This window comes from Nocardia sp. CNS-044 (assembly GCF_059570515.1).
In genome coordinates, this window is sequence record NZ_JCANSX010000006.1 from 1,239,371 (window position 1) to 1,265,493 (window position 26,123).

A 26,123-nucleotide genomic window follows, 5' to 3' on the forward strand; every position below is an offset into this window, starting at 1 on the left:
TTCCCGAGGCCGGACGACGATCCGTTTTGTCCATTACTTCGCCTTTACCAACTGTAGGTGGTTCGCGTACCTAGGGGTCGGGGTGCAACGATGGCGCTCATCTGATGAGGGAACTGTCGAGAACGGAGAGGTTTGCTATGACTGCGATCACCGTCGGCGGCCAGGACACTCTGCTGACACCCGGCCAAGTGGCTGCCCTGTTCCACGTCGACCCGAAGACCGTCACCCGCTGGGCCCACGCCGGGCGCCTCGGCTCGCTGCGCACTCCGGGCGGGCACCGCCGATTCCGGGAATCCGAGGTTCTCCAGCTGCTGAAGTCGCTGACCACGGAAGCAACCCCCACCCGCTGAACGACCGACCGAGGCGCGGGCGTCGATGCCCGCGCCCGGTCATGTCGAGGTATTTCGTCTCCGCGGTGTGCTCCGACGTCGCGCGCGGCTACCCTCGATAGCAGGAGGTGAGCGAACGTGACGTACCTGTTGGCACTCATCGCCATAGTGGCTGTCGCGGTGTTGTGCTGGAAGGCGTTCGGCCCCGTGCGGGAGAGTGGACTGAATCCACGTTCACCCCAGCGGAAGCGGATTCTCGGACCCGACGACGATCCCGAGTTCCTCTGGCGGATCTCGCGGCAGGAGCATCCCGACAGCGACGGCACCACCGAGCGCTGACCTGGTCGGTGCCGAGGGGGCGGTAGTCGCGCGCCCGGTTGGCTTGTTCACCCCCCGAGACAACGGCCCCCACCGTCGCGCTTCGGCGCATGGTTCTGCTCCCCTGTCGCCGCCATCCGGAAACGCGCGGGGTTCGCAGGATGTGCGGTGTCAGGGCTGATCGACCGGTGCTGCGTGGCAGATATCCCGACGCTGCTCGGGGTTCGCCAGATAGTGCCGCAGCAGGTGGTACGCGATCAGCGGGTTCATCAGCAGAGCGTTGTCCTGCACCTTCAAGAGGGCGGAATCGTCGCGCCTGCGCGCCAGCCGCCGGAGGGTCGGGTTGACGGACTCCCAGACCGGTGCGGTCGGGTGCGCTTCGATCGCGATGAGGTTCGCGTAGCGGCTTCCGCCCTGCTTCAGGATTCGCGGCTCGATTGCGGAGACGTCGTGCCAAGGGATCGCGACGACGTCGCCCGCGTTGTCGCGGTGCAGGATTCGGGTCGGCGTGACGAGCACTCCGGGGACCACCCCGCGGCGTCCGCGCAGAATCAGGTACGCCGACAGCAGCGCCACCACGCCCAGCGGGCCGACGACCACCAAAGCACCCAGGCCGACCCAGGTGCGCTCGACGACCGCGGCTACCGCGTTCCCTCCGGCGGCCGCGAGCAGAACCATGCCCAGAATCGCCGCCAGCACGCCGACGATTTTGTGCGTCTTTCCGAATGCCAGAAGCAGCCCCGATTCCCGCAGGCCGTCGTGCTCGATGTCCTCCACCCGAACGCCCGCCCAGCCGCGTCGTCGGTAGTCCCGCTCCCGCTTCTCGTCCCATCGCCACCGATCGGGCCAAGACTGTTCCGCCCCCAAGGCGTTCTCCCCACTCACCCGGCCGATCCTGCCACAGCGGAGCCGATTCTTCGGTCGTCTCGACAGGCACGTTGCCCGAGAAGCCATGTGTCGCGGGGTGATTCGAGGCTCGCGGTCAGATCCGCGCCGCGTGGTCTCGTCAGAGTTCGGCGGGTGCGGCGTTACGAGTCGCGATGATCTGCACAACGGTCGGAAGCAGCAGATGTTCGGCGGCCAATACTCGCTCGGCAAGCGACTCGGCCGTGTCGTCCGGCAGCACCGGCACTTCGCTCTGCGCGATGATCGCGCCCGTGTCGTACTCCTCGGTCACGAAGTGCACCGTCGCGCCCGACACCTGGTCGCCCGCGGCGAGCACGGCCTCGTGTACAGCGTTGCCGTACATGCCTTTTCCGCCGTGCCGCGGCAGCAGCGCCGGATGGACGTTGATGATGCGCGAGTCGAACTCCCGGCGCGTCCGCGGCCCGAGCTTCTTCATATAGCCCGCCGTCACGACCAGCCCGGTACCGTGCGCGACGAGCGCCGCCCGCATCGCCTCATCCAATTCGTCCGGATCCGGATGCGTGCGCCCGGACAGGTGCACCGCCGGAATCCCGACCTCCCGCGCATACGCCAACGCCCCGGACCCACCGTTGTTCCCGATCACCAGACTCACCGCGAACCGCGCGTCCCCCTCGAGCGAAGCCTCGTGCAGCGCCCGCAAATTCGATCCCCTGCCCGACGCCAACACCGCAACCCGAACCCTCGCCATATCCGCAGTCTCGCACACGGCAGCGCCTGGCCACAGGTCCGCTACCGGTCCTGCTCGACGTCCAGCAGTTCGGCGGGATCGAAGGCGATGGGGAACGGCTTCTCGATATCGAGCCGGTGTCCCGCGTATCGGCCTTCTCGACGCGAAAAGAAAGGCACTGGGGCGGATCGGGTCCGCCGCAGTGCCTTTCTCGGATTTCAGTTCAGCAGGTCAGTCGCTGGTTGTCAGGGCAGGACCTGCGGGATGACGTCGGGCATGGCCGTACCGACGAGCGCGCCGATGATGGCGCCCATGACGCCGGTGGTCACCACGCCGACCACGGCGCACAGCGCGTAGCCGACGACGAAGATCGCCAGGGTCGGGACGCAGGTGATCAGGGCGAGGACCGCACCGACGCCCGCGCCCGCGGCCGCACCGTTCTGGACCGGGTCCGGGTACTGCGCGTGCGGGTTGGTCGCGATGTCCTTCAGCTCGGCGCCCGTCGCGGCCGAGACCTCGGGGGTCTTCACCGACAGGGTGTGGCCGTCTTCGGAAACCGCGGCGTCCAGCTCGATCTTGGTGCCGGACGGCGTGGCCAGCTCGAGCGGAAGCTCGCTGACCGCCGCGCCCGCCTTGTCCACGACCTTGATCGAGGACTCACCGAGCTGGAACGTCCCCGCGTCCAGCGTGGCGGAGACGGTGCTCAGATCCGGCGCCACGGTGGTGCGGTAGCCCAGCTCCCCCGCCGTGCCCGACGTCGAGATCGCCGCGGCCAACCGCGCCTGCTGATCGGCGTGATTGTCGGCCGACGCGGCTCCGGCGCCCGCGAACGTGGTCGCCACGACCAGCGGCAGCGCACCGATGAGCGCCTTCCGACCGACCCGCAGTGCAGCGTTGTGCAACATTGAAATCATTTCTCCCTCCCAACCCCCGACCCACCCCCCACGTGGACGAATCGAACGTCGTGTCGTGCGATGTGAACGCCCTATTGGTAGCCGTTCCAAGATCGGCGAGGCAACTCTTGTGAGATTGTGAACAATAGGGAACCGATTGGGGGGCAAGGTTTTTGAGGGTCGCGCGCATTCCCGGCAATTTCCGAGCGCATTCCGTCACCGCCGCTGCCGCGATACACGGCGACCGCCGCCATCTCACGCATTTCCGCTGGCCCAGACGAACCACCGCAAGGGTGAGCAGGTCGCTGACACCCAGTGCGTTCACCGTCCACCCGCACATCTCGGCAGCTTCCAGCAGCCCGCGCGAAACCGGATCAGCCACTGCCCAGATCACGCCGATTCCAGTCATTTCGGTCGGCCTGAGAGCACGCCGATAGTGCCCGTCTTCCGACGGGCGCTAGGCGATTCCGGTCAGTTCAAACCGGCGTACGAGTGCAGACCCGAGATGACGATGTTGATGATGAAGAGGTTGAACAGCATCGCGACGAAACCGGCGACGTTGATCCAGGCCGCTTTGGTGTCGCGCCAGCCGGAGGTGGCGCGGGCATGCAGGTAGGCGGCGTAGAGGACCCAGGCGATGAAGGAGCAGGTTTCCTTGGGGTCCCAGCCCCAGAAGCGACCCCAGGCGGCTTCGGCCCAGACAGCGCCGAGGATGACGCCCGCGCCGAAGAGCGGGAAGCCGATGATGGTGGTCTTGTAGGCGAGGCGGTCGAGGGCGCGGGCGTCGGGCAGCCTGCGGGCGATCTTGCCGAGGAGGTTGTCGGACTCCTGGCCCTCGGGCTGGCGGATCCGGTACAGGAAGAGCAGGCTCGCGACGCCGGAGAGCAGGAAGATGCCGCTGCCGACGCTCACCACGGTGACGTGGATGGGCAGCCAGAACGACTTCAGGGCGGGCACCACCGGAGCGGCGTCGGCGTAGAGCACCTGCCCGGCCAGGAACATCAGGACGAGCACCGGCGCGAGCAGGAACACCCACATGGCGCGGAACTTCTGCTCGTACAGGAATCCGAGCCCGACGATCAGCGCCGCCGCGCACGCCATCGTGATGAACTCGTACATGTTGCCGAGCGGGAAGCGGTGGGTCGCGAAGCCGCGCAACACGATCGAGGCCAAATGCGAGAAGATGCCGACGAGCAGCACGGCGAACGCCATGTTGCCGAACTGTTCGGCGCGCGAGCGGCGCGGCGGCGGCGCCACCTTGCCGGGGACGCCGGGGCCCGCTCCGCCGCCGACGGTGACGAGTTCGCGCGCCTCGGCCTTGCGCGTCTGCACCGACGCGTACTGCGCGATCAGCAGGCCGAGCGCGAGCACGTAGATGACGAACGCCGACTTGAAGGCGAGGTTGCTGTACCCGGCGAGGGTCTCGTCGATCGGCATGGTCACTCTCCCGTGCTTGCGCGGTCGGTCTTCACGTCGCCCCCAGCGTCCAGCAGGCGCGCGCGGAGCCGGTCGAACTCGCCGCCCCACCCCGCCTGATCGGTTCTGGCGAGCCCGCCCATCTCTACTACAGTGCGTCGTTGGTCAACGGTACCGGCAGACTCCTCGGCCGGGTAGACCCGCACCCAGATCCGCCGCCGCTTCACCAGCAGCGACACCAGCAAGCCCGCCATCATGGCCAGCGCGCTCACCAGCACCCACTGCTGCGCCGGGTCGTGCGAGACCTGCAGGTTCACGAATTCGTGCGCGCCGTCGAAGGTCACCTTGGTGCCGTTGGGCAGCGTCGCCGACTCGCCGGGGCGCAGGTTGACTCGCGCTTCCTTGGTCAGCCGTCCCTGCCGCACCATCTCCTGGTCCAGCGAGAACAGATCCTGCGAGCGTCCGGTGTCGAGGCCGGTGTCGCCGCGGTAGATGTCCACCGCGACGGCCGGGTCGTCCATGCTCGGGAACACCGAGGTGAGCAAGTTGCCGTGCAGCATGGCGGTCGGCGCGAACAGGCCCTCGATGGCGATCTGGTTCTTGCGGCGCTCCTCGTCGGTGGCGTACAGGCCGCCGGGCGGGTCGATGCGCAGCACACCGCTGGACAGGAAGGTCTGCGCGTCGTCGGGCCGCCACTGGATGGTCTCGGTCCTGGTCTGGCCGTCCGGGAAGGTGACCGTGAAGGTCGGCGCGTAACCGTGGCCTTGCAGGTAGAGACGGTCACCTTCGACGCGCAGCGGATGGTTGACCTGGAGGGTGGCGTCGCGCCAGGTGTCGGTCGTCAGATCCGATCCGGCCTGGTAGCTGATGTTCGAGGTGAACATCTCGGCCTGACCGGTGCGCAGGTAATCGGCCTGGAAATCCTTGACGCGCACGCAGATCGGCGTCATGCCGGTGCCGTCGTTGACGTTGCCCGCGCGGAAGGAGTCGAACACCGCGGGCGAGGTGGTGCAGAAACCGGGACCGTTGTTGGCGATCACGATGACGGTGCCCTCGTAACCGAACAGCTTGCCGACCGCGATGGCCACCAGCAGGCAGACCAGCGCCAGGTGGAACACCAGGTTGCCGAATTCGCGGGTGTAGCCCTTCTCACCGGAGAGAGTGAGTTCGCCCTCGCGGTTGCCCGGCCGCACCTCGGTGCGCCAGCCGCGCAGCTGGGCGCGCGCGTGCTCGATCAACGCCTCGGGGCTGCTCGTCGACTCGCCCGAATAGTGGTGCGGCAACCGGGCGAGGTTGCGCGGCGCGCGGACCGGCGGAGTCCGCAACGCCTTGTAGTGATCGAAGGTGCGCGGCAGGATGCAGCCGACCAGCGAGACGAACAGCAGCACGTAGACGGCCGTGAACCAGAAGCTGGAGAACACGTCGAACAGCTCGAACCGGTCCATCCACGGTCCGAGCGTCGGACGGTCGGCGATGTATTCCCTGACCTTCTGCTCGTTCAGGTTCCGCTGCGGCAGCAGGGCGCCCGGGATCGCGGCCAAGGCCAGCAGGAACAGCAGCACCAGCGCGGTGCGCATGCTGGTGAGCCCGCGCCAGGTGTTGCGCACGAGCGCCCAGGCGCGGCCCAACAGCGACTGGCGGGGCGGACGGGGCGATTCGGTCACCGGGTGGTCGGTCACGGTCATATCGGCAGGGTCACCTCGGAGACGAACGCGTCGCGCACCCAGGCCACGAACTGATCCCACGCCCCCGTGACCAGCGCGACGCCGACGGCCATGAGCAGGATGCCGCCGACGATCTGGATGGTTCGCGAATTGCGGCGCAGCCAGCCGACACCGCGCAGCGCGCCTGCCGAGCCGAAGGCCAGGATCACGAACGGCAGACCGAGCCCGAGGCAGTAGGCGACGATGAGCGCCACGCCGCGCACGGCGGTGGTGCCCTCGGTGCCCGCGGCCACCGCCATCACGCCGGACAGCGTCGGTCCGAGGCACGGCGTCCAGCCGAGCGCGAAGACGCCGCCGAGCAGCGGTGCGCCGACGAGGCTGGTCAGGCGGCGCGGCTCCATCCTGGTATCGCGCTGCAGCGCGGGCACCAGACCGACGAACACCAGACCCATCAGAATCGTGACCACGCCGCCGACGCGTTGCAGCAGTTCGCGATTCACGTTGAGGGTCTGGATCACGCCGAACACGGTGGCCGTCGCGAGCACGAAGACCACGGTGAACCCGGCGACGAACAGTCCGGCCGCACCGGCGACACGCAGCTTCGCGCCGCGCTGGGCCAGCGCGACCGCCGACTGGCTCTTCGCGGATTCGGCGGTCGCGGGCGGAGCCTCGGCGCCGACCAAACCCGCCAGGTACGACAGATAGCCGGGCACCAGCGGAACGACGCACGGTGAAGCGAACGACACCAGCCCGGCGAGCAGGCACGCACCGAGCGCCAGCAGCAGCGGCCCGGTCGCCGCCGTCTGCTGGAACGAATCTCCCACGCTCGCGAGCACCGTCACCGCACGCACCGCGAGGTCACACAACGCGTCACTGCTGGGCCTCCCCGGCGAGTGTCTCGATGATCGGCCGCAGGTCGTCCGCGATCAGCGACCGCAGGTAGACGGCCGCGACGCGGTGCTGCCGGTCCAGGACGAGAGTGGTCGGGATGACGCTGGTCGGGAAGTTGCCGCCGAGCGCGAGCAGGGTGCGCATGGACGGGTCGTAGATGGACGGGTAGCCGACCTTGTTGTCGGTGACGAAGTCCTGCGCCTTGTCTCGCTGCGGATCGCGGACGTTGATGCCGAGGAAGGCGACGCCCTTGTCCTTGGTGGCCTCGTAGACCTGCTCCAGCGCGGGCGCCTCCGCGCGACACGGCCCACACCACTGGCCCCACAGGTTGATCACGACCACCTTGCCGGGGAAGTCGGCGACCGAGATCGTCTTCCCCTCGGTCATCAGATCCGGGCCGGACAGCTCGCCGATGGTGCCCCGCGCGGCGGGCGGGTTGTAGAAGATGTCGGTCTTGCCGCCGGGCGAGACGAATTGGAAGGTGCCGCCGGTGGCCACCGCGTCCGATCCGGTCGAGCAGCCGGCGAGCGCGGCGACCAAGGCCACGCACGCGAGGAGCACCGGCACGACCCGCCCGGCCAGCTTCCGTGCGGAGGCGGGCCGGGTTGTCGCGAATGACGCGGTGGAGCGGATCATGCGCCGTGCACCGTGGGATCCGAACCGCCCGCGGGCTCGGAGTAGACGATGTCGACCAGCGTGTCGCCCTGGTAGACCAGCGAGGTCAGCGAGGCGAGCGAGCACTGCCTGGTGCGCGGGTCGTGCCAGAGCCGCTGGCCCTGCAGGAAGCGGCGCAGCGTCCAGACCGGCAGCTGGTGCGAGACGAGCACCGCCTCGCGCCCGGCCGCCTCGACTCGAGCCTTGTTCACGGCCGCGAGCATCCGGTGGGCGATCTGCAGGTACGGCTCGCCCCAGGACGGGGTGAACGGGTCGCGCAGCTTCCACCAGTGCCGCGGCTTGCGCAGCGCGCCGTCGCCGACGGACACGCGCAGGCCCTCGAAAGTGTTGCCCGCCTCGATGAGGTTCTCGTCGGTACGCACGAGCACGCCGTGCTGTTCGGCTATCGGCGCCGCGGTCTCCTGCGCGCGCTGCAGCGGGGAGGCGATGACCACGGCGATGTCGTGATCGGACAGCGCCCGCGCGACCGCGCCCGCCTGCGCCCGACCTGCGACGGACAGGCTGAAGCCGGGCAGGCGGCCGTAGAGGATGCCCTTCGGGTTGTGCACCTCGCCGTGCCGCAGGACGTGCACGATGGTCTCGACATCGGGACCCGCCTCGAACTCGGGTTCGGCGGAGCGGGGCTTGGTGGTGACGCGCGCGGTGGTTTCGGAGTCCTTGGCGACGGCGGGCGGCTCGTCGGCGACCGCTTGGGTAGCGGTCGCGTCGGCGGTGTTTGCGGTCGTGGGCAGCTCGGATGCAGAGTCGGTGGCGTCGGCGTTCTCGACTCCGGTGGCGGCGTTCACGTCAGCGGCAGCGCTCTCGGCCTCGGCGGCGGCGTCGGCGGCGGCCAGTTCGTCGATCTCGGTCCGAGACTCGGCACCGGAAGGCTCGTCGGTCTCAGCGGCGGCGTCACCTTCGGTCGAAGCGGGCGCATCCGCGACGACCTCGTCGACCGGCGAGACGGGCTCGGCCGCGGCGGCCGCCGATGCCGCGGCGCGGGCGGCGGCTTCCTCGGCGATGTCGGCCTCGGTGAGCGCGCCGACGGCCTCGGCCTCACTGAAGGGCGAGTCGACGTTCGGGGGGACGTCGGTCGTTTCGTCTGGGTTGTTCGGTAGTTCGCGGCGGGCGGCGCCGGGCTGGTCGTGGTCGGAACTCACGCGCGGGATCCTTCGGGGGTTGCGGCCGCGGCCGCGTTCGCGGCGGCGGGCAGAGCTGCGGCGATTCGGTCGAATGCGTCCTCGTCGAGCGCCGCGGAGACGAACCACGCCTCGAACGCGCTCGGCGGCGCGTACACGCCGCCGTCCAGCAGCGCATGGAAGAAGGCCGGGAAACGCCAGGTCTGGCTGGCCTTGGCGGTGGCGTAGTCGGTGACCGGACGGTCGGAGAAGAACACGCTCACCATATTGCCCGCGAACTGGACCTGGTGCTCGACCCCTGCCGCGCCGAGCGCCTCGGCGAGCAGGCCGCCGAGCCGTTCGGCGTTGCGATCGAGCGCGGCGTAGACCGCGTCGTCGGCGGCGCGCAGCGTGGCGAGACCCGCGGCGACGGCGACGGGGTTACCCGAGAGCGTGCCCGCCTGGTAGACGGGGCCGAGCGGAGCGAGCTGGTTCATCACCTCGGCGCGTCCGCCGAACGCGGCGGCGGGCAGACCACCGCTCATCACCTTGCCGAAGGTGTAGAGATCACCGGTGACGCCGTCGCGGCCGAACCAGCCGGAGCGGCTGACCCGGAACCCGGTCATGACCTCGTCCATGATCAGCAGCGCGCCGTGCTCGGAGGTCAGCGTGCGCAGCCCTTCGTTGAAACCGGGCAGCGGCGCGACCGCGCCCATGTTGCCCGCGGCGGCCTCGGTGATCACGCAGGCGATCTGACCGGGGTGCGCCGCGAAGGCCGCCGCCACCGCCTCGAGGTCGTTGTACGGAAGCACGATGGTGTCGCTCGCCTGCGCGCCCGTGACGCCGGGCGAGGTGGGCAGGCCGAGTGTCGCGACGCCGGAGCCCGCGTCGGCGAGCAGCGCGTCGACGTGGCCGTGGTAGCAGCCGCTGAACTTGATGATCTTCGTGCGGCCCGTGTAACCGCGCGCCAGGCGCACCGCGCTCATGGTGGCCTCGGTACCGGAGTTCACCAACCGCACCCGTTCGACCGGCGCGACGCGCTCGACGATCAACTCGGCGAGTTCGATCTCGGCGGCGGTCGGCGCGCCGAAGGACAAGCCGCCGACCGCGGCCCGCTGCACGGCCTCGACCACCGCGGGATGGGCGTGCCCGAGAATCATCGGGCCCCAGGAGCACACCAGGTCGACGTAGTCGTTGCCGTCGGCGTCGGTGAGCGTGTATCCGTTCGCGGACGCGATGAACCGCGGCGTGCCGCCGACCGACTTGAACGCCCGCACCGGCGAGTTGACACCGCCGGGGATCACCGAACTCGCCCGGTCGAAGAGCTGAGCGGAAACCGGCACCGATGCCCTGGTCACGCGCGGAGAAGAACTCACGGCCTCCAGTGTCGCAGCCCCGGCGAACCCGGTCGACGACAGGGTGTAGGAGAGTGACGCGCGCCGCAATCCGGGACAACACGCCGGGCGGGCGTTTGCGGCGATATCGGGCGACTCGTCCGTAATCTCGATTGGTCGTCGCAGCAGCTACCCTCGGGAGGCTCTTCATGCGGTTCGCACTCGTCAGCACGGCTACCTTGGCCGTATTCACCACCGCGACAGCGGTATTCGGCGCGGGAACCGCCGCGGCGGCCGTACCGGTCGCCGATCCCGCGCAGGGTCGCGTCGGCGTCCGGCTCAGCCACGAGGAGACGGTCGCGCTAGCGGCCGGCCCGGTGCCCGCGGTGGTCACGATGTTCGTGCCGTTGGACCGCATGGGGGCGGGACTACACAAAGACACCGAACTCCACCGCGATCAGCACGGCGGAGTGCACGCCTCGCTGCGCCAGGTGATCGCCGAGACCGCCAGACATTCCGACGGCACGGTGACCGTGTACGTGAACGCCCCCGGCACCCGCAACGGCCGGATCCTCGACGTCTTCCAGAGCTGGACGGACTGAACGAAGGAACTCGCCCGCGGACCGGAGTCCGCGGGCGAGCGTAAATCATTCGGCTACAGCGGTTTCGGGTCCCAAGGGACGCAGCCGGACGAAGTCCGCCCGCAGACCGCGCATGACCGGAGGCGGAGCTACGCCTATGTGTTGATGCAGGGAGCCGAGGCGGACAGCGTCTGCAACGAGCACATGAGCCCGTTCAGCGCGCCCGCCGACCCGGTCTCCGGCACCAGACCGGCGACGGGAGCCGTCGGCTCCAAGGGCAACCCCGCGCCGTCCGCCATGGCGGGCGCGGCCGCAAAACCGATCGCCGCGAACGCGACAAGGGCCGCACCGAACCTCGCACCGAGAACCTTCACGAGCAACACCTTCCATTCGATAGGCTCACCGGCGAATACCGGTGTGCCACAAGGCGTATCGGCTCTCGAAGCGAGTACGTTTCAGATGCCGGGCTCAGGTGATGCCCACGCAGAACAACGCGAACCCGGTGGTGGCCAGACAGGCCAGTGGCGGGGGCAGCAGCTTCATCAGTCCGGGCGGCTCGGTCGCGGTGAACGCGGGTGTCACCGGCACCGGCGGCGGCGGTGTGTATTCGACGGGCGCCGCGGCTGCCGGGACCGCACCGGCCGCACCGATCAGGCAACCGGCCACAACCCCGATGGCGATCTTCTTCGCGTGGATTGTCGGCTTCATGGGGTGGATGTTCCCGCCCCCGCGCAGGTGAAACGGGGCGGCTATCCGTGTCGACCGGGTTGTCCGGCCGATGTCATTTCTCCGCGGCGGACCGCAGCACGCGGGTCACGGCGTCGATGCCGAGCAGGCCCGCCACCGCGACGAGGAACGCCGCGAGCATCAGCCACGGCCCGACATAGCGGGTCGCCTCGAATGCGGGCATCTCGCCGAGCGGCGCGAACACCGTGACGACGGTCCCGCGGTTCCAGCTCAGCACCGCGAGCACCAGCGCGACGACGGCCGCGAGGGCCTCGCCGACCGCCACCTCCATGTCACGTCTCACCGGTCCGCTCCGTTCTCGCTGTGCCGTTCTTCGCTGCTCTCGGACTCCCGCACTGCGACGCCCTCGATCTCCGTCGCCACGGTGTCCTCGGACCGCTGCGCCGCAACACCCTCGGACTCTGGCGCCGCGACCCCCGCACGATCCAGCACCGCGGTGAGTGCGGTCCGCAGGCCGCGGTGATCGCGCGCCCACGCTTGCACGAGTCCGCCGTCGCGCAGCCGCAGCCCGATTCCCTTGCGTCTGCGCGGCACACCGCTCAGCTCGCCGAGCGCACGCGCGGACTCCCAGTCCTCATCATTCCAGGAGTGCTCGTCGCGCTCCGGCAGCACTCTCGCGATGCCGGTCAGCGGCAGGGTCTCGGCGCCTTGGCGCAGGGTCGACTCGGTCAACTCGACGCTGACGTGACGGCGGCCCGCGAAAACTTGCAGCGCAACGAAAGCCGCGATCAGCGCGCCGCAGAAGATCAGCGCGAACCAGTGCGCCGGACTGGACGTGACCAGTTCCAGCACGAGGACGAGAAGACAGAGCAGCGGGCCGTAGGCCACCGCGCGCCACCGCGCACCCGGCTCCGCGAACAAGACCGCGTCGCCGTCGCTCACGCCGCACTACCCATCAGATCGCGCATCCGAACGCGCGGGGCTCCGGCTCGCACCGCCGGTGAATTCAGCCGACCAGCCCCGGCAGCAGCAGGACCGCGACGGTGACCACGCCGAACAGGATCAGCAGGCTGAGGACGAGCAAATCTCGCCGAATGCTCTGCGGCTGTTGGATCACCACTCGCATCTATGCCTCCGATCTCCCGGAGCTCACTGGATGACGCCCTCACGCAACGCAAGACAACGCATGACCAATAACTACCGGTTCCCATGTCTACTGTGACAACCCTCACCATACATGTCTGCACTACGGCGACAAACTCGGTGACGCCGCGGTCATCCGTTCAGCGGCGGTTCGGCTGGAACCAAGTCGTGGACTCCGGACGGTAGCTGAGATACAGCGCGCCACCGGCCAACACGCCCTGCACGATAGCCGCGCCGCCCGCCACCAGCGAGGCAACACCGGTGACCGCGTCCAGGGCGAACAGGGCCGCGACGGCACCGAGCACCAGCCAGATCGCGACGACGGTCAGGACCGTGCGCGCCCAGAGTTTGCCCCGGCCGAACTGGTGCACGACGGCGAACGCGCCCGCGGCCAGCGCGAGACCACCGAGCACCATTCCGACGAGCATCAGGGACACCACCAGTTCGGCGGTGGCCATGGCGAAATTCGGGTCGCCCGCCTTGCCCTGGTCGAACATCCGCTGGTCGAGGTCGTCGCGCTGCTGCAACGAGGTGAGCACCGTGCCGACCAGCTGCACCACGCCGAATCCGATGATTCCCCACCACACTTGGCGGGCCGTACGGATGTCTTCGGGCATCGGCGGCCGCTGCGGGAACGGCGCGACGCCCATCGGTCTCGGGTAGTTCGTCACGACAACCAGTGTGCGGCCTCGGTCGCCCAGTAGGTGAGCACGATGTCCGCACCCGCCCGGCGAATGCCGACCAGCGATTCCAGGATCGCGCCGCGGCGGTCGATCCAGCCGCGCTGCGCGGCGGCGGTGATCATCGCGTACTCGCCGGAGATCTGGTAGGCCGCCACCGGCACCGTCGACCGGTCGGCGACGTCGCGCAGGATGTCCAGGTACGACATGGCCGGCTTGACCATCACGATGTCGGCGCCCTCGGCCAGATCCAGTTCGAGCTCGCGCAGCGACTCCCTGCGGTTGGCCGGGTCCTGCTGGTAGGTGCGGCGGTCGCCCTCCAGCGAGGAGCCGACTGCTTCGCGGAACGGGCCGTAGAAGGCCGAGGCATACTTCGCGGCGTAGGCGAGGATGCCGGTGTCGGTGCGGCCGACCGCGTCCAGGCCGCGCCGGATCGCGCCGACCTGACCGTCCATCATGCCGCTGGTGCCGAGCAGGTGGGCGCCCGCTTCGGCCTGGGAGATCGCCATGTCGACGTAGCGGTGCAGGGTCGCGTCGTTGTCCACCGCGCCGTTGGTCGCGAGGACGCCGCAGTGGCCGTGATCGGTGAACTCGTCGAGGCAGGTGTCGGCCATGATCACCGTCGCGTCGCCGACCTCCTCGGACAGCGCGCGCAGACCCCGGTTCAGAATGCCCTTCGGATCGCTGGCCTGACTGCCGGTGGCATCCTTGTCCTCCGGCTTGGGCACGCCGAACAACATGAGCCCACCGACGCCCGCCGTAACGGCCTCCACCGCCGCCTTGCGCAGCGAGTCCATCGAGTGCTGGTGGACCCCCGGCATCGAGCCGATCTCGCGCGGCTCGTCCAGTCCGTCGGCCACGAACATCGGCAGCACCAATTGCCGTGGTTCCAATGTGGTTTCGGCCACGAGACGGCGCAGAGCGGGAGTACGGCGCAACCGCCGCGGGCGGTCCATTCCGGTCATGAATCGCACGATACGCCTGCTGAGCGGAGGTGTCGCGAGCGCATGGGGCGGTGGTGATCCGGCCCACCGCCCGACCGACGCGTGGCCGCCGAACCGGTCGACGGAATCGATGCCATGGCGACCGAAAGCGAGATTTCTGCGCGATCCTGAAGATGAGGTTTCTCGACGACGGGGCACCTCTCGGCGAACCGGATTCGGAGGCAGAGCGATGACGGGTTACGACCGGTACGGACAGCGCGTGGCGGCGCTGCGGCGCTTCGCCGACGGCGGCGACGTGTGGGCGATGGAGCGGCTGGCCGAGGCGCTGCGCGAGGTCGACGACGCGGGCGGTGCGGAGCACTACCTACGGCGGGCCGCGGAACTCGGGAGCGTGTCGGCGCTCGGCCCGCTCGGCGAGCTCGCCGAGGCGGACGGACGCGTCGCGGAGGCCGTCGGATGGTGGGAGCAGGCGGCCGCCGCGGGTTGCGCGGGAGCGGATCTGCAACTCGGTGCGCTGTATCTGGAGCGCGGGGAACTGGATGCGGCGGAGCGCTGGTTACAGCCCGGGGCCGCGGCCGGGGACGCCGAGGCGATGGCCAACATGGGCGTCATCGCGCACCGGCGCGGAGACGACGAAACGGCCGTGCGCTGGTACGAGCGCGCCGCCGAAGGCGGAAACCCCACGGCCATGCGCAGTCTCGGCGTGCACTCGGCCCGCGCGGGTGAATTCGAGCGCGCCGTCGGATTGCTCACCGAAGCCGTGCGCCGCGGCCGCCGCGACGCGATGGCGGTGCTCGGCGCCCTGTATCTCGACCTCGGCGACACCGATCGAGGCGAGCACTGGCTGCGCCGAGGGGCGGCGTCCGGCGACCCCGACTCCATGTTCCACTTGGCAATCGCCCTGCGGGACGGCGGAATTCCCGCCACCCTGGACTCCCCCACCGCCGACGAGTCGACCTCCTGGCTTCGACGAGCCGCCGACCTCGGCCACCCCGAAGCCCTCCGCCTCCTCCTCGAGCCCTGACGACGACCACATCCTCGGGACGTAGGGGTTCGAGGTGTTAAGGAATCGTTCGGAGGACGGTAAGCAGGCTCGATAGGGTCGATTCGACGCGGCAAACGAGCTGCCGGACAGATCTTTTGGGGGATCCCGATGAAAAAGCTGACCACCACCGTATTGCGCGTGACGCTGACCGCGGCCGTCGCCGGAACGCTGCTCGGCGTCTCCGCGGGACCGGCCGTGGCGCGTGCGGACGAGTGGGGCGCCATCGCCTACTCGCCGTCGACCGGGGCCACCGGCGGCGCGCGCAACTACAGCACGAAGACGAGGGCCGAACGCGTCGCTGTCGACACGTGCGGCAAGTCCGACTGCCGCGTGCTGGTGAACTTCGTCGACAAGTGCGGCGCCGTCGCGCGAGCCAAAGACAACAGCTGGTCCTGGGGCCGGGGTCCGACCAGGGCCGACGCGACCGCGAACGCGATCGGCTCGGCGACCGGACGCAACCCGCAGATCAAGCAATCGGTGTGCACCGACTGAGTGCGAAAAGGGTTGCGGCCAGCGGTTTTTGTCGGTGGGTGCGGGTAGAATCGAAGCTGTGTTCGAGGGGATCCGCCGGGTTCCCGATCGCGAGGGGAGGACGCAAGTGCCCGCGACCGCAGCCGCCCGAAAGTCCACGATCATCACGCCCTACCGGCCGCTGGAAAAGCGTCCGCTGCCTGCTGGACGTCCACGCAAGTGGTACGTCACGCACAACCGCAGGCTCAAGGCGATGCGGCTGAGCATCGCCCTGCTCGACTCCGGGATCTACCTGCCGACCCAGGCGAGCAACGAGAAGATCCGCCACACCGCCGAAGTCGTCGGCATCCGCCCGCCATCGGACACCACGTGCCGCCTGGTGCGCACTCTGCTGCGCTACAGCCGCTGACGACGTCCGGCCCCAGGCCGGGCGCGAAAGCGAAACGTCCACAACGCGGTGGGCGTTTCGCCGCGCGCGAGACCCCGAAACGCGAAACGCCCACCATGGGCGGGCGTTTCGCTGCGCCGATCACACCCGGGCGCGGAGCGGACGGCGCCTATCCGGGCGCGGAGCGGACGGCACTTACCGGCTACGGCGACTCTTCTTTCGCGGCGGCGGCAGCAGACCCTCGGCGCGCAGCCGGGCGGCGTGCTCGGCGAGCGCCTCGACCAGCGGGCCGACCTGCGCGGTCTCGGGCTGCACATCCACGCGCAGACCGAACTCGATGGCCGTCTCGGCGGTCTTCGGGCCGATGCAGGCCACGATGGTGCGCGCGTGCGGCTTGCCCGCGATGCCGACCAGGTTGCGCACCGTGGAGGACGAGGTGAACAGGACCGCGTCGAAACCGCCGGTCTTGATCATCTCGCGGGTCTCCGCGGGCGGCGGCGAGGCGCGCACCGTGCGGTAGGCGGTCACGTCGTCGATCTCCCAGCCGCGGTCGCGCAGACCCTCGGCCAGCGTCTCGGTGGCGATGTCGGCGCGCGGCAGCAGCACCCGGTTCACCGGATCGAAAACGTCGTCGTAGGGCGGGAAGTCGGCGAGCAGGCCCTCGGAGGACTGCTCACCCGAGGGCACCAGCTCCGGGTTGATGCCGAACGAGCGCACCTTGTCCGCGGTGGCCTCGCCGACGCAGGCGATCTTCACGCCGCTGAACGCCCGCGCGTCCAAACCGAATTCGGCGAACTTCTCCCACACCGCGCGCACCGCGTTGGTGGAGGTGAACACCACCCACTGGTAGCGGCCGTCGACCAGACCCTTGACCGCGCGCTCCATCTGCGCCGGGCTGCGCGGCGGCTCGACCGCGATGGTCGGCACCTCCATCGGGATGGCGCCGTGGGTGACCAGCCGCTCGCTCATCTCGGCGGCCTGATCCTTGGTGCGCGGCACGAGCACGGTCCAGCCGTACAGCGCGCGCGACTCCCACCACGACATCTTCGACCGGGTGGCGACCGCCTTGCCGATGGTCACCACCAGCGGACCGACCAGCTCGGAGGCGGCGCTGTTCAACGTGGCCAGCGTCGCTTCGATGGTGCGCTGCTGGCGGGTGGTGCCGCGCACGGTCACCGCGACCGGGGTCTGCGGCGCCATGCCGTGCTCGACCAGCGCGCTCGCGGTCTCGGCCAGGTGGCCGGAGGTGGCGTGCAGGACCAGCGGGCCCGGCGCGGCGGCCAACGCGGCCCAGTCGACCTCGCCGCGCACGTCGGCCTCGGTGTGGCCGGAGCCGAGCGCGATGCCCGCGTAGCTCGGCACCGCGGAACCGTTCGGCAGGCCGGGCAGCACCTCGAAGACCATGTGCGAACGGGTCACCGCGGTGACCTCGGTGATCACCGAATCGGCGGTCAGCGGATCGCCCGCGACGACGCGGACCACGTCGTGGCCGTTGCGTGCCTCGGCGATGAGCGTCTTGGCGACCTCCGCGGGCTCACCGAGCGCGGGTCGCACGTCGACCGGCCGGGTGCCGTCCTCGTTCTCCTCGACGGCGGTGCCGATCAGCGCGAGCACACCCTTGTCGACATCGGGATCGGTGAAAGCCAGTGTCGCCCGCCCGAGCACCTCGCGCGCACGCACTGTCAGCAGCGCCGGGTCGCCGGGACCCGACCCGACGAACAAGATCCGACCGGGGTGCTTCTTGGTGGCTCGGCTCATTGGTTGTTCTCCATTGGGCTGGGATTGCTGATACGACCTTCGGCCGCGCCCGGTCGCGACCGCTGCGTGTTCGGGACGTCACCGTCGGATCTCGCATCGGTGGCGTCGTCTGGTCCGGGGTTACCGAGCAGCTCGCGCGCCCCCAGCTCCAAGAGCTCTTGCGCGAGCGTGCGGCCGAGCCGGTCGGCCTCGGCGGGTGCGCCGACCACCGAAGCGCGTAGCACCTCGGATCCGTCGGCGGCGGCGGCGCAGGCGCGCAGCGAGAGCTCGTCGACGATGCGGCCGTCGTCGTCGAGCGACTCGACGACCTCGGCGAGCGCGCCGATCGGCGCGGTGCACCCGGCCTCCAGCTCGGCGAGCAGCGACCGTTCGGCGATGACGGCGGCCCTGGTGGCCGCGTCGTCGAGCCGGGTAAGCGCCTCGATGGTCTCGGCGTCGTCGCTGCGGCATTCGACAGCGAGCGCGCCCTGCGCGGGAGCGGGCAGCATCTGCACCGGCTCCAGTGCCTCGGTCACCGCGTCGAGCCTGCCGATCCGGGACAGACCGGCTCTCGCCACCACCACCGCGTCGAGTTCACCGTCGGTGACCTTGCGCAGGCGGGTGTCCAGGTTGCCCCGCAGCGGCACGATCTCCAGGCCGAGGCCGAGCGCCGCCAGCTGAGCCGCGCGGCGCGGCGCCGAAGTGCCGATGCGGGAACCGGCGGGCAGTTCGCCGAGCACCAGTCCGTCGCGGGCGACCAAAGCGTCGCGCGGGTCCTCGCGCGGCGGAATCGCGGCGATGGTGAAGCGGGCGTCCGGCGCGGTCGGCAGGTCCTTGTAGGAGTGCACCGCGATGTCGATCGTGCCCGCGGCCAGCTCGTCGCGCAGCGCCGAGGTGAACACGCCGACGCCGATCGTCTGCACCGGATCGGAGGAGAGATCGCCGGGCGTCTTCACCACGACCAGCTCGGCCGGATGCCCGGCCGCGATCAGCGCGTCGCGCACGGTGCCCGCCTGGGTCAGCGCGAGCAGGCTGCCCCGGGTGCCGATGCGCCACGGCGCGCGGGTGCCGTCGGCGGTCATGTTGTCCTCTTCCTGAACGACGGTCATGCCGACTTGCCCTCCTCGCCGAGATGTCCCGCGGTGAAATCGTCGGCGAGGCCGAGACCGAGATCACCGGTGAGCGTGCTGATTTCCATCGGAGCGGCAACCGCTTGCGCCGCACCTGGTTTGAGTTCGAACAGTTCGCGTAGCGCTTCGGCGTAGCTGTCGCCGCCCGGCGTCGACGCGAGTTGCTTCACCCGCACGGTCGGCGCGTGCAGCAGCTTGTCGACGACCCGGCGCACGGTGCGCGCCACCTCGTCGCGCTCCGGATCGGCCAGGCTCGGCAGCCGCGAGTCCAGCCGCAGCAGTTCGGCTTCCACCACTTCGGCGGCCCGCTGGCGCAGGGCGGCGACCGTCGGGGTCACCTCGGCCATGCGCTGACCCGCCAGGTATTTGGCGAGTTCGTCGGCGACGATCGACCGCGCGGCGGCGGTGTCGTCGGCCGCGGCGCCCGCGGCCGGATCGCGCTGCAAAGTCTCGATGTCGATCACCGCGACACCCGGCAGACCCGCCACCGCGTGCTCGACGTCGCGCGGCAGACCGAGGTCGCAGAACACCAGCGGACGCTCGGTCGCCGGGAATTCGGCGCGATCGCGATCGGCCAGCGCGCGGTGCGTGTCGGCCAGCGTCACCACGGCGCCGACCGCTCCGGTACAGGTGACCACCACGTCGGCGGCGGCCATCGCCTCGGTGAGCCGGGAGAGCTCCAGCGCCGAGGACTCGACGCCGTAGGAACCCGCGGTCTCGGCGAGTCTGCGCGCCCGCGCGATGGTCCGGTTCACCACCAGGATGCGGCCGATACCCGCGCGCGACAGATGTGCGACGGCCAACCCGCCCATCGCGCCCGCGCCGACCACCACGGCCGTGCGGCCGGCCAGATCGCCCAGCACCTGCTTGGCCCGGTCCAGCGCGACCGACACCACGGACGCGCCCGCGCGGTCGATGCCGGTCTCGGAGTGGACTCGCTTGCCGACGCGCAGCGCGTGCTGGGCCAGCTCGTGCAGGGTGCGCCCGACGGCCTGCTGAGCGTCGGCGGTGGCGTAGGCGCCGCGGATCTGGCTGAGCACCTGCTGCTCGCCGACGACCATCGAGTCCAGCCCGCTGGCCACCGCGAACAGGTGCTCGGCGGCCGCCTCGCTGTAGCGCACATAAGCGTGCTTGGTCAGATCGGGCAGCGGCAGTCCGGAATGCTTGGTGAGCAGATCGCCGACCTCGGCCAGACCGCCGTGGAAGGCGTCGACCACCGCGTACACCTCGACGCGGTTGCAGGTCGAGACGATCATGGCCTCGGAGATGTGGCTGGAGGCGAGCATTCGATCGATCAGCTTGGGACGGTCGGCATCGGTGATGGCGACCTTCTCCAGCACTGCGACGGGAGCGCTCCGATGCGAAATCCCGACGAGCAGAATACTCATGCCTGCGCCTCGCTAACGCTCGGCTCCGGCATGTGCATAGCACGCTGGCACATGATTCGCTCACTGCGTTCGCTCATGGTGTGACCACCGATCCCTTGCTGCTTGGCTCCGTTGCCGAATGCGAGGTCGTCGAGTGCGTGAGGGCCGGGTGCCCGGCCGGGGAGTGCGGAGTCGGCACGCGGCGCGCGATCCGGCCGGACCCCACGTGCGCCACCTCGGGCAGCGGCTCCGGCTCGGCGTTACGGGTCCGTTCGAACGACAACATCTGCATTTCGACCGCCAGGTCCACCCGGCGGACTTCCACCGCGGGCGGCGCGATCAGCCCGCACGCGGAGAAGCTCAGAATCGACTGCAACCCGGCGGCGACCAGCTGGTCGCACACGTCCTGGGCCGCGTCGTCGGGCACCGCGATGACCGCGATGGTGGGTTCCAGTTCGGCCACGCCCGCGGCCAAGCCCGCCACATCGCGCACGGTGAGTCCGGCCACCGACCGGCCGACCACGTCGGGATCGGCGTCGAAGAGGCCGACCACGCTGAATCCGCGGCGACGGAAGCCGCCGTAGCCGACCAGGGCCCGGCCCAGATTTCCGACGCCGACGAGCACCACGCGATGTCCACCGGACAGACCGAGCACGTCCTCGATCCTGGTCCGCAACTTCGCGACGTCATAGCCGACGCCCCGGACGCCGTTGGGGCCGAGAAAGGACAAGTCCTTGCGCAACTTGGCCGAATTGACACCCGCCGCGACAGCGAGTTCCTCACTCGATACGATGAGCACACCGTCGTCGGCCAACATGGCGAGGACCCGGAGATAGGTAGCCAGCCGCGCCACAGTGGCCTGCGGGATGTCTTTCTGCAGAGCCCTGGAGACGCCGCCCGGCGCCTCATGCTGCTCTGTCACGTCGTCGGCTCCTCGTTCCGGCCTGCGCACAGGTCCGGTTCGTCGTTCGACCTCGAGCCCGGCGGCGGTCCGGTGCCATGGTCGAAGTATCGGATTTCAAGGCGTCCGCAGCCTCGGCATGCGGGTCGCGTGCCACCACCGTAACCGCTTGTGAAGCCCTGCACAAAGTCGGTGAAATTGGCCTCATTTTCCGCCGCGACCAGCGCGGCGGCCAAATCGGACACGGATCACACCGATCAGCGACCCAGATCCGCCCGCAAACGCGCCTCGTCGACGTCGAAGTAGCTGTGTTCGCGGCCGTCGAGCAGTACGACAGGGAGCCGGTCGCCGTACTCCGCGCGCAGGCCAGGGTCGGTTTCCGCGGCGATATCGACGTCGAGGGCGCCCGGTTCGATGCCGAAATCCGCGCATATCGCGCGCAACTGCTCCAGTGCCTTGGCACACAACCCGCAGCCGGCTCTGGTCAGCAAAATCACTTCGTGTTCGGACGGCGCGGCGGCGCCATCTGTGGGATTGGTCATGGCGGATATTAAATCCTCTCGCCACCGCACCCGCGGTGCGCGTGGTCTCCGGGTGACTGTCGCCGAAGCCAGTTACTGTGGACGTGGTTCGCGCGAACGGGCGGAGGTACTGGTGCCGGAACGATCGAAGGTGGAGAGGGCCGGGTTCATCGCGGGCCGGTTCGGCGAGTTCCCGGTGCGGTGGCACCTGGGCCCGCTCGGCCAGGGCCTGCAGGATCAGCTCGCCCGCATCTCCCGCAGCCCGTTCGGACCTACCGAGGAGGAGGTCCGGGCGAATCTGGCCGGTGAGGCCAGTGCCGACGCGGCGCTCTCGCTGCACGAATCGGAGCTCGCGGCGGCCGAGCCGATAGGACCGGAGGTGCCGCGCGACCTGACCGCCGCGGCGTTCTTCGACGTGGACAACACGATGGTGCAGGGCGCCTCGATCGTGCACTTCGCGCGCGGTCTGGCGGCGCGCAAGTACTTCAAGACCTCCGACCTGGTCGACGTGGCGTGGAAGCAGGTGAAGTTCCGCGTCACCGGCAAGGAGAGCAGCACCGACATGGCCTCCGGTAAGGAGAAGGCGCTCTCGTTCATCGCGGGCCGCCCGACCTCCGAGCTGGCGGCGCTCGGCGAGGAGATCTACGACGAGATCATCGCCGACAAGATCTGGCCGGGCACCAGGGCGCTCGCGCAGATGCACCTGGACGCGGGCCAGCAGGTCTGGCTGGTCACCGCGACGCCGGTGGAGCTGGCCCAGGTGATCGCCAAGCGGCTCGGCCTGACCGGCGCACTGGGCACCGTGGCGGAAAGCGTCGACGGCAAGTTCACCGGACGCCTGGTCGGCGACATCCTGCACGGGCTCGGGAAGGCGCACGCGGTGCGCACGCTGGCCGTCCGCGAGGGCCTGAACCTCAAGCGCTGTACCGCGTACTCCGACAGCCACAACGACGTGCCCATGCTCTCGCTGGTCGGCACGGCGGTCGCGATCAATCCCGACTCGGACCTACGCGAGGTCGCCAAGAACCGCGGCTGGGAGATTCGCGACTTCCGCACCGGACGCAAGGCGGCCAAGATCGGCGTGCCGACGGCGCTCGCCCTGGGCGCGGCGGGCGGAGCGGTCGCAGCAGCGGTCACCAGGCGACGCGAACACTGACCGCGGCTTAGCAGACCACCACACACAACGTCGGCACCCGATCACCCCGCACGGAGCGAGCCCGACGAGCGACCGTTCGCGGCCGTCTCGCTTCCCAGCGGTCGAAGCGCATGCGACGAAGTCGCGAGTCTCGACCGCTGGGAAGCGAGACATAAAGGCCGCGAACACGCGCGCGCCAGCGCGCCAAAAACACAGCCAACTATCCCGTGAACGGGTTGCGGCGCTTGGTGAGCAGCTTGTAGAGCGTCTGCTGGATGGTCTCGCGGACCTGGTCGGTGACCTCGAACATGGTCATCGGGTCGTCGGCGGCCTCCGGCTCGTAGGACGTGGTGGCGATGGGCTTGCCGAATTCGATGTACCACTTCGAGGGCAGCGGCAGCGCGCCGAGCGGGCCGAGGTGCGGGAACATCGGCGTCACCGGGAAGTACGGGAGTCCGAGCAGGCGGGCGAGCGGCTTGATGTCGGCCAGCTTCGGGTAGATCTCCTCGGAGCCGACGATCGAGCACGGGATGATCGGCACGCCGGTGCGCACCGCGGCCGCGACGAAACCACCGCGCCCGAAGCGCTGCAGCTTGTAGCGGTCGGAGTACTGCTTGCCGACGCCCTTGAACCCCTCGGGGAAGACGCCCGTCAGCTCGCCGGAGCGCAGCAGGCGTTCGGCGTCCTCGCGGCAGGCCAGCGTGTGCCCGGCCTTGCGGGCCAGCACGCCGAGGAACGGCAGCTCGAAGATGAGGTCGGCGGCGAGCAGGCGCAGCGCGCGCTGCTTGGCGTGGTGGTCGTGAATGGCCAGCTGGAGCATCAGGCCGTCGAGCGGAACGGTGCCCGCGTGGTTGGCCACCACCAGCGCGCCGCCCACCTCGGGGATGTTCTCCATGCCGCTGACCTCGACGCGGAACCACAGGTCCGACAGGGGGCGCAGCGCGGGCAGGATGACCGACTCGAGCAGGTGCTCGTCGAAGCCGAACTCGTCGACCTGGTAGTCGCCGGTGACGCGGCGGCGCGCGAAGTCGGCGGTGCGGCCGATCTGCTTGCCGACCTCCTTGCGGATCAGGTCGGACAGCGACTGCGGCGTCTGCGGCACGGCCGAGGCGAGCCGATCGGTCAGTGACGTGACGCGGCTCGGCTTCGTCTCGCCCTTCGGCGCTTCGGGCCAGCGACGAGTGCTGGTGCGCTGCCTGGTTTCGATATTCAGATCATGAAGTTGGATGACTTTCGCCACGTCGTTCATTGGTGTGCTCCCGTACCGGCCCCGATGAGGCCGAGCAGTTTCTTTTCTGCGGCATCGATCCACGCCGGATCGAAGACGGGCCGCAACGCTGCGCCCCCGATGAAGTCGTCGAACGCCTGAACCGTTGTCCAGCGCGGCTCGAAACCGAGTTCGTTTCGCATCCGCGTGGTGTCCAGGCCACAGCCGAAATGGAAGTAATCGAGTTGTTCGCCGGTGAATTCCCGCATCACCGGCCCCATCAACGCGCGACCCGCGGTGCGGAACACCGTGAACGGCACCGGCAGTTCGATGCGCCCCGCTCGACGCACCGCCTGCGACAGCGCCAACGCACCATCACCCGCGACGTTGTAGGTACCACCGGGGGCCGCTTGCGCCCCGTGTGCGAGCGCGGCCACCGCATCTTCTTCGTGCAACAGCTGCATTCGAGGGTCCCGGCCGAAGACGGTCGGGGTTACCGGTGAACGGAGATACTGTACGCCGCGGCCGGCCAGTCGCGGGCCGACAATGGGCGCGAAACGCAGAATCGATGCCGCGATATCGGGACGGCGGCGAGCGAGGCCGCGCACGAAACCCTCGATTTCGATCATGTCGCGCGCGAACCATCCGCGCGGCGGCGTGCGGGCACTCATTTCCTCGGTGAATTTCGCCGGATCCTTGGCGCTGCACCCGTAGATCGCCGAGGTCGAGCGGACCACGACGCGCCGCACCGAAGGCGACTTCTGACAGACGGCGAACAACTGCATGGCGCCGAGCACGTTGAGGTCTTTCATCACCGCGCGGCCACCGCCGGCGGGCGGCTTGGCCAATATCGCGGTGTGTACGACGGTGTCGACCTCGTGGCCGCCGATCACCTTGCGGATCAGGGGATTTCGAATGTCGCCGCGGACGAACTCGGCGCGGCCCATGCGGCGCCGTAGCTCCCGGCTCGGGGTCATGGTGTCGACGGCGAGGATACGCTCGACGGCCGGATCCTGGGCGAGCTTGGCTACCACGGCGCTGCCGAAGAAGCGGCTGGCGCCGGTCACCATCACGACTTTGGGCGTGTGCCCGTCTCTTATGTCAGATCCCACCGCAGCACCCGATCCCACCTACCAGGCCCCCATTTACGTTTTTTCGGCGGTTCCAGAGTAGCCGCTGCCGTCTGGGTCGCCGAGGGTATTAATCAGGTTCTAACGATGACTTCAGTCACCGGTTACATGAAAATATTTCAAACTGAACCGTTTCAAAAACAGAGGCCCGCCACCGGTCTGGTGACGGGCCTCATCTCGCGCCAAGGGCGCGCATGCTCACTTGCCGAGTTTGCGCCGCTGAACACGCGTGCGGCGAAGCAGCTTGCGGTGCTTCTTCTTCGACATGCGCTTGCGGCGCTTCTTGATCACAGAACCCATAGGGTGTCCTCGCGTTCTCTCTACTCGGCGCGCACGCCGTCGCGTACGCCTAGCTGATTTCGGCATCCGCGCCGCCAGCGGCCACCGGACACCACGAACTGGCGCCGCAGGCAGGCGAACACGAACCGAGGGTTCATCCTACCGGTATCCGATGGCGGCACGAGCAACGGCCCTCGCGGGCACGCACGCCGTCATTCGCGGGCTCCCGCATGCCGCGCGGGGCCCGTCGGTGGTCGAAACCGCCTCAACCGGCGTCGAAGTAAGACGTCTCCAGGTAGTCGTGCACGGCCTTCGCGTGCACCCGGAACGACCGGCCGACTCGCACCGCGGGCAGCTCGCCCGAATGCACCAACCGGTAGACCGTCATCTTGGACACTCGCATCAGATTCGCCACTTCGGCGACGGTGAGGAATTGAGTACCACCGCCGAGTATCGATTGGCCCGACGATCCCGAACTGCCTTGCGCTCGGCCACCGCTACGGCCACCTGATGGGCCGGACGAACCTGGCGACGTCCCCGAGCTATTTGCAGACATCTTGTTGGAA

At 69.3% G+C, this 26,123-nt stretch carries 31 protein-coding genes; 7 read left to right on the top strand and 24 right to left on the bottom strand.

Going from position 1 to position 26,123, the window contains the following annotated elements; all coding sequences use genetic code 11:
- Positions 1-137: 137 nt before the first annotated feature.
- Complete coding sequence (locus tag T333_RS14175) at positions 138-350, top strand: BldC family transcriptional regulator (RefSeq protein WP_067792165.1); 213 nt, start codon at positions 138-140, stop codon at positions 348-350.
- Positions 351-467: 117 nt separating this feature from the next.
- Positions 468-668, top strand: a complete 201-nt coding sequence (locus T333_RS14180; protein WP_354998891.1) for a hypothetical protein — start codon at positions 468-470, stop codon at positions 666-668.
- 150 nt (positions 669-818) lie between these two features.
- Here T333_RS14180 and T333_RS14185 read toward each other — a convergent pair whose 3' ends face one another.
- The 9 genes from T333_RS14185 to hemL form a co-directional block, all read right to left on the bottom strand.
- Positions 819-1,532, bottom strand: a complete 714-nt coding sequence (locus tag T333_RS14185; protein ID WP_357251360.1) for a hypothetical protein — start codon at positions 1,530-1,532, stop codon at positions 819-821.
- A gap of 121 nt (positions 1,533-1,653) precedes the next feature.
- Positions 1,654-2,262: a phosphoribosylglycinamide formyltransferase gene (gene purN / locus T333_RS14190; protein WP_357251357.1), complete on the bottom strand. Its 609-nt coding sequence runs from the start codon at positions 2,260-2,262 to the stop codon at positions 1,654-1,656.
- 224 nt (positions 2,263-2,486) lie between these two features.
- Entirely contained in the window at positions 2,487-3,146 is a 660-nt protein-coding gene (locus T333_RS14195; protein WP_354998888.1) for a DUF8020 domain-containing protein, read from the bottom strand.
- A 459-nt stretch (positions 3,147-3,605) separates the two neighbouring features.
- A complete protein-coding gene (gene ccsB / locus T333_RS14200; protein WP_354998885.1) occupies positions 3,606-4,571 on the bottom strand; it encodes a c-type cytochrome biogenesis protein CcsB in 966 nt (321 codons plus the stop codon).
- 2 nt (positions 4,572-4,573) lie between these two features.
- Positions 4,574-6,235: a cytochrome c biogenesis protein ResB gene (gene resB, locus T333_RS14205; protein WP_496424677.1), complete on the bottom strand. Its 1,662-nt coding sequence runs from the start codon at positions 6,233-6,235 to the stop codon at positions 4,574-4,576.
- On the bottom strand, positions 6,232-7,065 hold the full coding sequence (locus tag T333_RS14210) for a cytochrome c biogenesis CcdA family protein (protein WP_496424799.1): 834 nt from the start codon (positions 7,063-7,065) through the stop codon (positions 6,232-6,234). Before T333_RS14210 ends, resB begins: the two co-directional genes overlap by 4 nt.
- 19 nt (positions 7,066-7,084) lie before the next feature.
- Entirely contained in the window at positions 7,085-7,738 is a 654-nt protein-coding gene (locus T333_RS14215; protein WP_496424800.1) for a TlpA disulfide reductase family protein, read from the bottom strand.
- Positions 7,738-8,355, bottom strand: a complete 618-nt coding sequence (locus T333_RS14220; RefSeq protein ID WP_067792212.1) for a histidine phosphatase family protein — start codon at positions 8,353-8,355, stop codon at positions 7,738-7,740. Before T333_RS14220 ends, T333_RS14215 begins: the two co-directional genes overlap by 1 nt.
- Before the next feature lie 560 nt (positions 8,356-8,915).
- Positions 8,916-10,253, bottom strand: coding sequence for a glutamate-1-semialdehyde 2,1-aminomutase (gene hemL, locus T333_RS14225; protein ID WP_496424678.1), 1,338 nt, complete (start codon positions 10,251-10,253; stop codon positions 8,916-8,918).
- 167 nt (positions 10,254-10,420) lie between these two features.
- Between hemL and T333_RS14230 the strand changes: the two genes are divergently transcribed.
- Positions 10,421-10,813: a hypothetical protein gene (locus tag T333_RS14230; protein WP_354998880.1), complete on the top strand. Its 393-nt coding sequence runs from the start codon at positions 10,421-10,423 to the stop codon at positions 10,811-10,813.
- A 134-nt stretch (positions 10,814-10,947) separates the two neighbouring features.
- On the opposite strand, the gene T333_RS14235 is transcribed toward T333_RS14230, so the two are convergent.
- From T333_RS14235 to hemB, 6 genes are all read right to left on the bottom strand, one after another.
- Positions 10,948-11,166 (bottom strand): hypothetical protein, encoded by a 219-nt coding sequence (locus T333_RS14235; RefSeq protein WP_496424679.1) that lies wholly within the window; start codon positions 11,164-11,166, stop codon positions 10,948-10,950.
- 94 nt (positions 11,167-11,260) lie between these two features.
- The gene (locus T333_RS14240) at positions 11,261-11,500 is read right to left on the bottom strand and encodes a hypothetical protein (protein WP_496424680.1); all 240 of its coding nucleotides are present in this window, start codon (positions 11,498-11,500) and stop codon (positions 11,261-11,263) included.
- A 73-nt stretch (positions 11,501-11,573) separates the two neighbouring features.
- Positions 11,574-11,822 (bottom strand): hypothetical protein, encoded by a 249-nt coding sequence (locus T333_RS14245; RefSeq protein WP_496424681.1) that lies wholly within the window; start codon positions 11,820-11,822, stop codon positions 11,574-11,576.
- Entirely contained in the window at positions 11,819-12,421 is a 603-nt protein-coding gene (gene mce1N, locus T333_RS14250; RefSeq protein ID WP_496424682.1) for a transport-regulating membrane protein Mce1N, read from the bottom strand. Before mce1N ends, T333_RS14245 begins: the two co-directional genes overlap by 4 nt.
- A 341-nt stretch (positions 12,422-12,762) precedes the next feature.
- Positions 12,763-13,293, bottom strand: coding sequence for a hypothetical protein (locus T333_RS14255; protein ID WP_354998875.1), 531 nt, complete (start codon positions 13,291-13,293; stop codon positions 12,763-12,765).
- A complete protein-coding gene (gene hemB / locus T333_RS14260; RefSeq protein WP_354998874.1) occupies positions 13,290-14,267 on the bottom strand; it encodes a porphobilinogen synthase in 978 nt (325 codons plus the stop codon). The genes T333_RS14255 and hemB overlap by 4 nt, the downstream gene beginning before the upstream one ends.
- A 208-nt stretch (positions 14,268-14,475) precedes the next feature.
- On the opposite strand from hemB, the gene T333_RS14265 reads away from it, so the two are divergent.
- From T333_RS14265 to T333_RS14275, 3 genes are all read left to right on the top strand, one after another.
- Positions 14,476-15,270 (top strand): tetratricopeptide repeat protein, encoded by a 795-nt coding sequence (locus T333_RS14265; RefSeq protein ID WP_496424683.1) that lies wholly within the window; start codon positions 14,476-14,478, stop codon positions 15,268-15,270.
- A 129-nt stretch (positions 15,271-15,399) separates the two neighbouring features.
- Positions 15,400-15,783 (top strand): DUF4189 domain-containing protein, encoded by a 384-nt coding sequence (locus T333_RS14270; RefSeq protein WP_496424684.1) that lies wholly within the window; start codon positions 15,400-15,402, stop codon positions 15,781-15,783.
- A 106-nt stretch (positions 15,784-15,889) separates the two neighbouring features.
- Complete coding sequence (locus T333_RS14275) at positions 15,890-16,171, top strand: hypothetical protein (RefSeq protein ID WP_354998871.1); 282 nt, start codon at positions 15,890-15,892, stop codon at positions 16,169-16,171.
- A gap of 174 nt (positions 16,172-16,345) precedes the next feature.
- Here the strand turns inward: T333_RS14275 and T333_RS14280 are convergent, their stop codons facing one another.
- The 5 genes from T333_RS14280 to T333_RS14300 form a co-directional block, all read right to left on the bottom strand.
- On the bottom strand, positions 16,346-17,908 hold the full coding sequence (locus T333_RS14280; protein ID WP_354998870.1) for a bifunctional uroporphyrinogen-III C-methyltransferase/uroporphyrinogen-III synthase: 1,563 nt from the start codon (positions 17,906-17,908) through the stop codon (positions 16,346-16,348).
- Positions 17,905-18,996 carry a hydroxymethylbilane synthase gene (gene hemC / locus T333_RS14285; protein ID WP_496424685.1) on the bottom strand — a complete coding sequence of 364 codons (1,092 nt, stop codon included), beginning with the start codon at positions 18,994-18,996 and terminating at the stop codon, positions 17,905-17,907. Before hemC ends, T333_RS14280 begins: the two co-directional genes overlap by 4 nt.
- Complete coding sequence (locus tag T333_RS14290; RefSeq protein ID WP_357251324.1) at positions 18,993-20,405, bottom strand: glutamyl-tRNA reductase; 1,413 nt, start codon at positions 20,403-20,405, stop codon at positions 18,993-18,995. Before T333_RS14290 ends, hemC begins: the two co-directional genes overlap by 4 nt.
- Positions 20,406-20,478: 73 nt before the next feature.
- Complete coding sequence (locus tag T333_RS14295; RefSeq protein WP_354998867.1) at positions 20,479-21,306, bottom strand: redox-sensing transcriptional repressor Rex; 828 nt, start codon at positions 21,304-21,306, stop codon at positions 20,479-20,481.
- Positions 21,307-21,542: 236 nt separating this feature from the next.
- Positions 21,543-21,827: a glutaredoxin family protein gene (locus T333_RS14300; protein WP_354998865.1), complete on the bottom strand. Its 285-nt coding sequence runs from the start codon at positions 21,825-21,827 to the stop codon at positions 21,543-21,545.
- A gap of 187 nt (positions 21,828-22,014) precedes the next feature.
- Between T333_RS14300 and T333_RS14305 the strand changes: the two genes are divergently transcribed.
- Positions 22,015-22,962 carry an HAD family hydrolase gene (locus T333_RS14305; RefSeq protein ID WP_354999040.1) on the top strand — a complete coding sequence of 316 codons (948 nt, stop codon included), beginning with the start codon at positions 22,015-22,017 and terminating at the stop codon, positions 22,960-22,962.
- A 199-nt stretch (positions 22,963-23,161) separates the two neighbouring features.
- Here T333_RS14305 and T333_RS14310 read toward each other — a convergent pair whose 3' ends face one another.
- From T333_RS14310 to T333_RS14325, 4 genes are all read right to left on the bottom strand, one after another.
- The gene (locus T333_RS14310; protein WP_496424686.1) at positions 23,162-24,190 is read right to left on the bottom strand and encodes a lysophospholipid acyltransferase family protein; all 1,029 of its coding nucleotides are present in this window, start codon (positions 24,188-24,190) and stop codon (positions 23,162-23,164) included.
- A complete protein-coding gene (locus T333_RS14315) occupies positions 24,187-25,218 on the bottom strand; it encodes an NAD-dependent epimerase/dehydratase family protein (RefSeq protein ID WP_354999039.1) in 1,032 nt (343 codons plus the stop codon). Before T333_RS14315 ends, T333_RS14310 begins: the two co-directional genes overlap by 4 nt.
- A 258-nt stretch (positions 25,219-25,476) precedes the next feature.
- Complete coding sequence (locus T333_RS14320; RefSeq protein ID WP_003402602.1) at positions 25,477-25,578, bottom strand: 30S ribosomal protein bS22; 102 nt, start codon at positions 25,576-25,578, stop codon at positions 25,477-25,479.
- Positions 25,579-25,822: 244 nt separating this feature from the next.
- Positions 25,823-26,113 carry a helix-turn-helix domain-containing protein gene (locus tag T333_RS14325; RefSeq protein ID WP_354999038.1) on the bottom strand — a complete coding sequence of 97 codons (291 nt, stop codon included), beginning with the start codon at positions 26,111-26,113 and terminating at the stop codon, positions 25,823-25,825.
- Between the last annotated feature and the right edge of the window lie 10 nt (positions 26,114-26,123).